7 protein-coding genes and 1 pseudogene are annotated in these 8,252 nt (G+C 65.4%); 6 read left to right on the top strand and 2 right to left on the bottom strand.

The features are described 5' to 3' along the window. Positions 1–214 (top strand): annotated as a pseudogene (locus tag ACLV8F_RS22540) (hypothetical protein); the annotation flags it as partial. 100 nt (positions 215–314) lie between these two features. Here the strand turns inward: ACLV8F_RS22540 and ACLV8F_RS22535 are convergent. After that, a complete protein-coding gene (locus tag ACLV8F_RS22535) occupies positions 315–1,898 on the bottom strand; it encodes a B12-binding domain-containing radical SAM protein (RefSeq protein ID WP_411886434.1) in 1,584 nt (527 codons plus the stop codon). A gap of 102 nt (positions 1,899–2,000) precedes the next feature. Here ACLV8F_RS22535 and ACLV8F_RS22530 point away from each other — a divergent pair, with 102 nt between their 5' ends. From ACLV8F_RS22530 to ACLV8F_RS22510, 5 genes are all read left to right on the top strand, one after another. After that, positions 2,001–4,181, top strand: coding sequence for a protein-disulfide reductase DsbD family protein (locus ACLV8F_RS22530; RefSeq protein ID WP_411886433.1), 2,181 nt, complete (start codon positions 2,001–2,003; stop codon positions 4,179–4,181). A gap of 50 nt (positions 4,182–4,231) precedes the next feature. Then, positions 4,232–4,903 (top strand): thioredoxin family protein, encoded by a 672-nt coding sequence (locus ACLV8F_RS22525; RefSeq protein WP_411886432.1) that lies wholly within the window; start codon positions 4,232–4,234, stop codon positions 4,901–4,903. A gap of 29 nt (positions 4,904–4,932) precedes the next feature. Next, positions 4,933–5,382 carry a CoA-binding protein gene (locus ACLV8F_RS22520; RefSeq protein ID WP_411886431.1) on the top strand — a complete coding sequence of 150 codons (450 nt, stop codon included), beginning with the start codon at positions 4,933–4,935 and terminating at the stop codon, positions 5,380–5,382. A gap of 71 nt (positions 5,383–5,453) precedes the next feature. Continuing rightward, the gene (locus tag ACLV8F_RS22515; RefSeq protein ID WP_411886430.1) at positions 5,454–6,227 is read left to right on the top strand and encodes a hypothetical protein; all 774 of its coding nucleotides are present in this window, start codon (positions 5,454–5,456) and stop codon (positions 6,225–6,227) included. Positions 6,228–6,386: 159 nt separating this feature from the next. Next, the gene (locus ACLV8F_RS22510) at positions 6,387–7,721 is read left to right on the top strand and encodes a class I SAM-dependent methyltransferase (RefSeq protein WP_411886429.1); all 1,335 of its coding nucleotides are present in this window, start codon (positions 6,387–6,389) and stop codon (positions 7,719–7,721) included. 7 nt (positions 7,722–7,728) lie between these two features. On the opposite strand, the gene ACLV8F_RS22505 is transcribed toward ACLV8F_RS22510, so the two are convergent. Beyond that, on the bottom strand, positions 7,729–8,025 hold the full coding sequence (locus tag ACLV8F_RS22505; protein WP_411886428.1) for a hypothetical protein: 297 nt from the start codon (positions 8,023–8,025) through the stop codon (positions 7,729–7,731). Positions 8,026–8,252: the final 227 nt, after the last annotated feature.

Here is an 8,252-nt window from a genome sequence, read left to right as displayed (position 1 = left end):
GAGTGGCCCGGCGGCCAGTAACTTTGGCGAAACCCGCAAAGCGGGTTTTCTTTTGTTCGCCAAAAGGCGCGCTGCGCGCGCGGGGTTCGCTCACTTCGCGCAGCGAAGTTACGCGAACACCAAAGTCACCAAAGAAAAGGCGACCCTGGCTCCTGCGTCCCTCCGCTTCGCTGCGGGCAACCTGCGGTGCTCGGTTCAGGCGGGGTCTCGCTAAACTCGCTACGCTCAAACAACGCGATCCCTGATCCGCCTGAACCTGCGCTCCTCGGCGCATCCACAAGGGGTGGGGACAGGAATACCGAAAACCACAACCCTCAGGCCGCAGCAGCGGCCTTCTGAATCTCTTCCTTATGCCCTGCCTGGCTCAGGTGCCGGCCTTGCCGCTCCGCACCTTGCCTGCCGGCTCGTAGCGGCGACGCCATGCGCACTGCGCCCAGGGCCTCGGCCAGGCTCTGCGGCCGCCCGCGCGCGCCGCCGGCCAGGTAATCGGCCAGCAAGGCATTGCGCACGTCTTCCACATCCAGCCCGCGCACGGCAGTGAGATGCTCGAACAGCAGGTCCACCAGTTTCTCCAGGGCAAACTCATGCGTCTTGCCCGTGGTCAACCACAGCCAGTCGCTGAACCGCAGGAAGTTGCCGAATGCCGAGCCGGGCGCCAGCAACAGCGCAAGCCCCTGCGCGAAGCGGCCTGAATTCGCGACCATTTCCCAGTAGCGTGCAAAGCGGTTGATGCGCTGCATGGTGACGAAGTCGATCGTGGAGTTCTGCAAGATCGTGTACGGCGTTTGCGGGTCGTAGGCCATCGCGAAGGCCTCCGTGTGCCGCGTGATGGGCGTGCCGCGCAGGCGCTTCAAAATGCCGAACTGGATTTCATGCGGCGCCAGTTCATGCAGGCGGTCAAAGCCTTGCGCAAAACTCTCCAGGGTCTCGCCGGGCAGGCCGAAGATCAGGTCGGCGTGCACATGGGCCTGGCTTTCATTGACGAGCCAGCGCAGGTTGTCGGCGGTCTTGCTGTTGTCCTGCTTGCGTGAAATGCGCTGCTGCACTTCGGCGTTAAAACTCTGGATGCCGACCTCAAATTGCAGCGAGCCGGCCGGGAACTGCGCGATCAGGGCTTTCAGGCGTTCGGGCAGGCTGTCAGGCACAACTTCGAAATGCACGAACAGGTCGGGCGCCATCCTGTCGAGGAAGAACTGCAAGATGTGCACCGAGTTCTCCACCTTCAAATTGAAGGTGCGGTCGACAAACTTGAAGTTGCGCGCGCCGCGCCGGTACAGCATGTCCATTTCCGCCATGAAGACGTCGAGGTCAAAAGCCCAGGCAGTCTTGTCGAGCGAGCTCAGGCAGAACTCGCACTTGAAGGGGCAGCCGCGCGAGGCTTCGACATAGAGCAGGCGCTTGGCCAGGTCCTCGGCTGTGTAGTCGGCGTAAGGCAGGGACAACGCTTCCAGCGGCGGCTGTTCGCCGGCGATCACCTTCATCAGCGGCTGCGGGCCGTCCAGCAGCGCGCGGCACAGTCTCGGAAAACTCACGTCGCCCCAGCCGGTGACGACATGGTCGGCCAGGCGGCAGATTTCCTGTTCGCCGGTTTCATAACTGACCTCGGGCCCGCCCAGCACAATCTTGATGCCGGGCCGCAAGGTTTTGAGCAGGCGCACGACCTGGGTGGTTTCGACCACGTTCCATATATAGATGCCCAGGCCTATGACCTCGGGCTGCAGCGCCAGCAGCTCTTCGACGATCTGTGTGGGCCGCTGCTGGATCACAAATTCGCGCAGCTGCGTGGCCTGCCGCAGGCCGGGCCCGCCGTGCCTGTCCATATTGGCCAGCAGGTAGCGCAGGCCCAGCGAGGCGTGGATGTACTTCGCGTTGAGGGTGGCGAGGACAATACGGGGCATGACCCTATTATCGGAGTTGGCTCCGAAAACAGCTGTAATCAGGTGGCCGGCGTCGGCCGCCCCCAGGAACTAATGCCCCCACCGCCCGCTCACACCCGCACCATGCATTTCAAGCGCCCCCTGTTCGCCGCCCTCTCCGCTACGCTTTTGATAGCTTTGGGTGCAATGTCCATGGTGGCCGGCGCCCAGAACACCGCTTTTAACCTGCCCGGCAAAAGCAGCCGCATCGCGGCGGCCAGTGTCGTCACCACCGACCAGGTGCGGGCCGAATTGCTGGCCTGGGCGCCCGAAGGCGTGGAGCCGGGCAAGCCGGTCTGGGTGGGCCTGGCGCTCACGCACCAGCCTGAATGGCATACCTACTGGAAGAATTCGGGCGATTCCGGCCTGCCCACGCAGCTGGATTGGCAATTGCCCGCCGGCATCAGCGCGGGCGAGATCGCCTGGCCGACGCCGAAAAAAATCCCCATCGGCACGCTGGCCAATTACGGCTACGAAAAAACCGTGCTGCTGCCGGTGCCGCTGACGGTGGCGCCGGGCTTTGCGGGCAAGCAGTTGGAGGTGCAACTCAAGGCCTCCTGGCTGGTGTGCCGCAAGGAATGCATTCCGCAGGAGGGCGACTTTGCGCTGAGCATTCCGGTGCGCAGTTCGACGGCCGCCAGCGGCCAGCTGTTCCAGGACACCTTCGCCGCCACGCCCAAAGTGCTGCCGGCCGGCGCCAGCCAGGTGGAAGCCGGCCCCAAGGCGATCAAGGTGTCGCTGGCCGGCCTGCCCGCCGCGCTGCAGGGCAAGACCCTGGCTTTCTTCCCCGAAACCGGCGGTGTGATCGAACCCGCCGCGCCCTGGCAGCAGGCCTGGCAAGGCGCGCTGTGGACGGCCGAGGTGCCCCTATCCAGCCAGCGCACGGAAAGCCCGGCCGGCATGCCGCTGGTGGTGGCGCTGGATAACGTTGCCTATCGCATAGACGCGCCGGTCAAAGGCACCTGGCCTGCCGCAGCCGCGGCCGCCGTGGTGCCGCCCGCGCTGGAGGCGGCCTTGCGCGCCAATGCTTCCGCGGGCGCCGCGCCGGTGCAAAGCAGCGCGCCGCCCGTGGGCCTGATCGCCGCGCTGCTGGGCGCGCTGCTCGGCGGCCTGGTGCTCAACCTCATGCCCTGCGTGTTCCCGGTGCTGGCCATCAAGGTCGTGGGCTTTGTGCAGGTGAAAGACCAGGCCACGCGCCTGACCACCGGGCTGGCTTACACCTTGGGCGTGGTGCTGTCTTTCCTGGCGCTGGGCGCGCTGCTGCTGGGCCTGCGCGCCGCAGGCGAGCAGCTGGGCTGGGGCTTCCAGTTGCAGAACCCGGCCGTGGTCGCGTTGCTGGCGGCCCTGTTCACCCTGCTGGGCCTGAACCTGGCGGGTTTGTTTGAATTCGGCAACCTGCTGCCGGGCCGGCTTGCGGGCTGGCAGGCGAAGAACCCGACGGTCAACGCCTTTTTGTCGGGCGTGCTGGCCACGGCCATTGCTTCGCCCTGCACCGCGCCTTTCATGGGCGCATCGCTGGGTTATGCCGTGGGGCTGCCGGCGCTGGAAGCATTGGCGATTTTTGCAGCCCTGGGCGTGGGCATGGCCTTGCCTTACCTGGCGGCCAGCGCGATTCCCGCCGTGGCGCGCGCGCTGCCGCGCCCCGGCGCCTGGATGGTGACCTTCAAGCAGTTGATGGCCTTCCCGATGTTTGCCACTGTCGCCTGGCTGGTCTGGGTGCTGGGCCAGCAAAGCGGGGTGGACGGCGCGGGTGCGCTGCTGGCCTTGCTGGTGCTGATGGCGCTGGTGATCTGGGCCTTCACGCTGCGCGGCACGGCGCGCACGCTGCTGGCGGCTTTTTCGATTGCCTTGTGCGCGCTGGGCCTGTGGTCCATAGGCCCCAACATCACACGGCCGGTGACCCTGGCCTCGGCCGCGCCCACTGCCGGCGGCTGGCAGGCCTGGGAGCCGGGCCGGGTTGACCAGCTGGCCGCGCAAGGGCAAAGTGTGTTCGTGGATTTCACCGCCGCCTGGTGCGTGACCTGCCAGTACAACAAAAAAACCACGCTCTCCAATGCCGCCGTACTGGCCGACATCGAGGCGAAAAACGTGGCGCTGCTGCGCGCCGACTGGACGCGGCGCGACCCGGCCGTGACGGCGGCGCTGGCCCAGCTGGGCCGCAGCGGCGTGCCGGTGTATGTGATCTACAAACCCGGACGCGCGCCCGTCGTGCTGTCCGAGATTTTGTCGGTTGACGATGTGAGGGCCGAACTGGCCAAGCTGTAAGTACCTTCCGTTGATGTTGTCGTTGATTTCTTTTTAAAGGAGTTCAAGCCATGTCGAATCGCACCCCTGCCACTTCCGCTTCTCCCCTGACACGCCGGCATTTTTCCGGCGCCCTGGCCGTCGCGCCCTGGCTGGCCCCGGCCGCGCTTTTTCCGCTTTCCGCGCAGGCCGCCGCAGCTGCCGTCGGCCAGGCGGCGCCTGATTTTTCCGCCGTCGACACTGCCGGCAAAACCCACCGCCTGAGCGACTACAAGGGCAAGCTGGTGGTGCTGGAATGGACCAACCCGGGGTGCCCCTTTGTGCGCAAGCACTACAGCGGCAACATGCAAAGCCTGCAAAAGGAATTCACCGGCAAGGGCGTGGTGTGGCTGGCCGTCAACTCCACCGAAGAAACCAGCGGCGACTACCTGGCGCCGGGCAAACTCGCGGGCTGGATGGCCGAGAAGCAGGGCCAGCCCACGGCCACCTTGATGGACGAATCGGGCAAGGTCGGCCAGCTCTACGGCGCCAAGACCACGCCGCACATGTACATCATCAGCCCGCAGGGCCAGCTGGTCTATGCCGGCGGCATCGACAGTATCCCCTCGGCCCGCGTCGACGACATCAAGACCGCCACCAACTATGTGCGCCAGGGCCTGGGCGAGGCGCTGGGCGGCAAGCCCTTGAGCGTAGCGACCAGCCGCGCCTACGGTTGCTCCGTCAAGTACAAGGATGCGGCGTAAGCCCGTTGACGAGGAAGCAGGAACCGACCATGACCACTCCGTCTCCCGCCGATCGCATGCCGCACATCCTGAACCACTGCCGCACCATCGCGGTGGTGGGCCTGTCACCGCATCCGCACCGCGCCAGTTTTGATGTGTCGCGCTACATGCAGGCCAACGGCTACCGCATCATCCCGGTGAACCCGAACGCCACCGAGGTGCTGGGCGAGAAAGCCTACCCCACGCTGACCGAGGCCGCGCGCCACGAAAAAATCGACCTGGTGAACTGCTTTCGCAACAGCGAAGACATTCCGCCCGTGGTCGACGAGGCGATTGCCATAGGCGCCAAGGCGGTGTGGATGCAACTGGGCATCAGCAATCCGGCCGCCGCGGCCAAGGCCGAAGCGGCCGGCCTGCTGGTGGTGCAGGACCACTGCATCAAGATTGACCACCGCGTGTTGCAGTCGCGCGGCCTGTTGGGCACGCCTGCGGCCGCCTGAGCCAGACCCTGCGGCCGGCGGCTCGGGAAAGCCATGCTTGCGCGGCGTGGCGACGGCGCTGAAAATGCGCCATGTCCCAGCGCACGGCAACCCTCTCTTCATCCACACCCGCCGCTCTGCCTTCCCCTTCTTCTTTATCACTTCTTCTCCTGTTGCTGGCCCTGGCCGGCTGTGCCGGTCCCGCGCCCATGCACCGGGGTGAGGCGCAGGTCGCGCCCATGGCCCCGAGCGAGGTGGGCCAGTCGGACGTGAACCGCATGGCCACACTCGGCATGCGCGACAACCTCGAAAGCCTGCTGCGCCTGGCCGACAAGCTCTACCGCCGCAACCCGGCCGAATGGCGCAAGACCAGCACCATCAGCCGCGACGCGGCGCTGGCGCAGCTGCGCGTGGCCGTCAACACGCGCACGCCCTGGCCCGAGCTGCAGGGCCGGCGCGACATCGCCGCGCTCTCGCTGGCGCTGGGCCCGGACTTCAAGGGCGACCGCGTGGCTGCGTTCATCTACGCCAGCGCCGACATGGTGGTGACGGCGCACGACGGCAAGACGTCCTTTTATTTGACCGACAGCCTGGACGCGCAGTACATCTACAACGCCGCGCGCAACATCGAGATAGCCGTGTGGATGCTGTCCAACCGCCGCAATGCCGCGGGCCAGCCGCTGCTGCTGGCCGACGAGATCAGCGAGCGCGAACGCAACCTGAGCTTTGAGCGCGAGTTCGGCAAGGTCATAGGGCGGCTCGATCTGCTGTCCTCGGTGCTCACGGAAAAATACCGGCGCGCGGTGATTACCTATGTGCAGAATTTGCTTGGAGGCACTTTCCTCCAATTCCTGCCCGTCAGATAGTCTCTTGTCTTAACCAAGTGGCAGCACGGAACCGGCTTCGCCGGGCCGTAGATGTCGCCCCCTGAGGGGGGATCCCGCTACACGAAGTGAGCGGAGAAGGGGGAGACACGTCTGCGGGCGGAGACAATACGTCTTTGCCGCTAATTTCCGGAACCCGCCATGCCCGACAACTACCTGCCCGAGGTCCGCAACCAGTACGAAGCCCTGCCTTACCCGCCCTGCGATCCGCAGGACGAGCACAAGCGGCTGGCGCTGACGTGGCTGGAAGACCTGCCCATGATCAACCACTACTGCTTTGCCGGGAAGCAGTCTTTCCAGAAGGGCTTCCGGGCGCTGGTGGCCGGCGGCGGCACGGGGGACGCCACGATTTTCCTGGCCGAGCAGCTGCGCCATACCGACGCGCAGATCGTGCACCTGGACATGAGCGAAGCCAGCATCGCGCTGGCCAAAGAGCGCGCGCAGATCCGCAAGCTGACCAACATCACCTGGGTACATGACTCATTGCTGAACCTGCCGGCGCTGGCCGCGCAGCTTGGGCAATTCGACTACATCAACTGCAGCGGCGTGCTGCACCACCTGGCCGATCCCGACATGGGCCTGAAGGCGCTACTCAGCGTGCTGAAAGACGACGGCGCCATCGGCCTCATGGTCTATGCCACCACGGGCCGCATCGGCGTTTACCAGATGCAGGCGCTGATGCGCCTGGTCAACGGCAGCGAGACGGACGCGCAGCGCAAGATCGCCAACACCCGCGACATCCTGGCCAGCCTGCCGCCGGGCAACTGGTTCAAGCGCAGCGAAGAACTGCACCACGACCACAAGGCCGGCGACGCCGGCCTCTATGACTTGCTGCTGCATTCGCAGGACCGCTCGTACAGCGTCGGCGAGCTGTTCGACTGGCTGGGAGACGGAGGGGCAGACGGCAAGGGAGGCCACGGCCTGCGCCTGGCCTTCACCGACGTGCAGCGCGGCCGCGCGCCCTACCTGCCGCACATGGTGCTGGGCAGCAAGCCGCCGGCCATGGCCGCTGCGCTGCGCAAGCTGCCGGCGAGGCAGCAGTATGAAATGGCCGAGCTGATGGGCGGCAACATCATCACGCATTCGCTGTACCTGACGCGCCATGCCGCCTGCACCGCGCCCTACGGCGATACCGACTATGTGCCTTTTTATTACCACGAACCCCTGACGGCCGAGCTGGCGGCGCAGGTCTTCGGCAACAGCCGCGGCCAGCCCTTCATGCTCAGGCACCAGCATTCGGGTGTTTCCATCACGGTGAACCCGGGCAAGTACGGCGCGAAAATCCTGGCGCTGATCGACGGCCGCCGCAGCTTCGGCGAAATCTTTGACCAGTTCCGCGCGGCCTGGCAGGGCAAGGCGGCCGCGCCCGACAACGCCACGCTGTTCGCCGACTTCGCCGAGTCCTATGAGACGCTGAACGCGCTGGAGCGTTTGCTGCTGCGGCACGTTTCGGTCGAAGCCGTCGCCGCAAAGTAAGCCGGGTTCAGGCGGCGGAACTCCACAGGCCGGCGGTGCGCTGCGGCTCGATCACGCGCAAGTCCACCACCACGACCAGCTCGCCGCCGAAGCGGCCTATGCCCAGGCCGCTCATGAGTTGTTCCTCTTCCTCTTCGGTGGCCATGCGCAGAAAACACAGGGCCTGGTGCTTGCCGGCATGGGCGGCCGGCAGGATGTTGAGTTGCGTGACCGTGCCGAAACGCGCGCACATGGTCCCCAGGACGGTTTGCAGGGTGGCGATGTCAGGGCATTGCTGCAACTGGTCGAGTTCGAGAGGGCTCATGGATTCTTGCTGAAATAAAAATACGAAAAACGGTAAGTCACGTGCCCGGCACGCAGAGGCGATGCCCCATGAAAGAGTGCCGTGGCGGCTTTGCGTGAGGCGACCACAGCGTAGGACAAAACCGCGCGCAAGTCCGTGACGGAACGTTTTGCAACGCTTTACCGCCAACGCTTGCAAATCTCCTGCAAAAACCGCCCGCCCATGCATCAGCATGTTTGATTGAATGT

The sequence above is a fragment of the Polaromonas sp. YR568 genome, from assembly GCF_943369675.1.
GTDB lineage: Bacteria > Pseudomonadota > Gammaproteobacteria > Burkholderiales > Burkholderiaceae_C > Polaromonas.
Note: the sequence above shows the minus strand (reverse complement) of the source record. Positions and strands in the feature narration are given on the sequence as shown.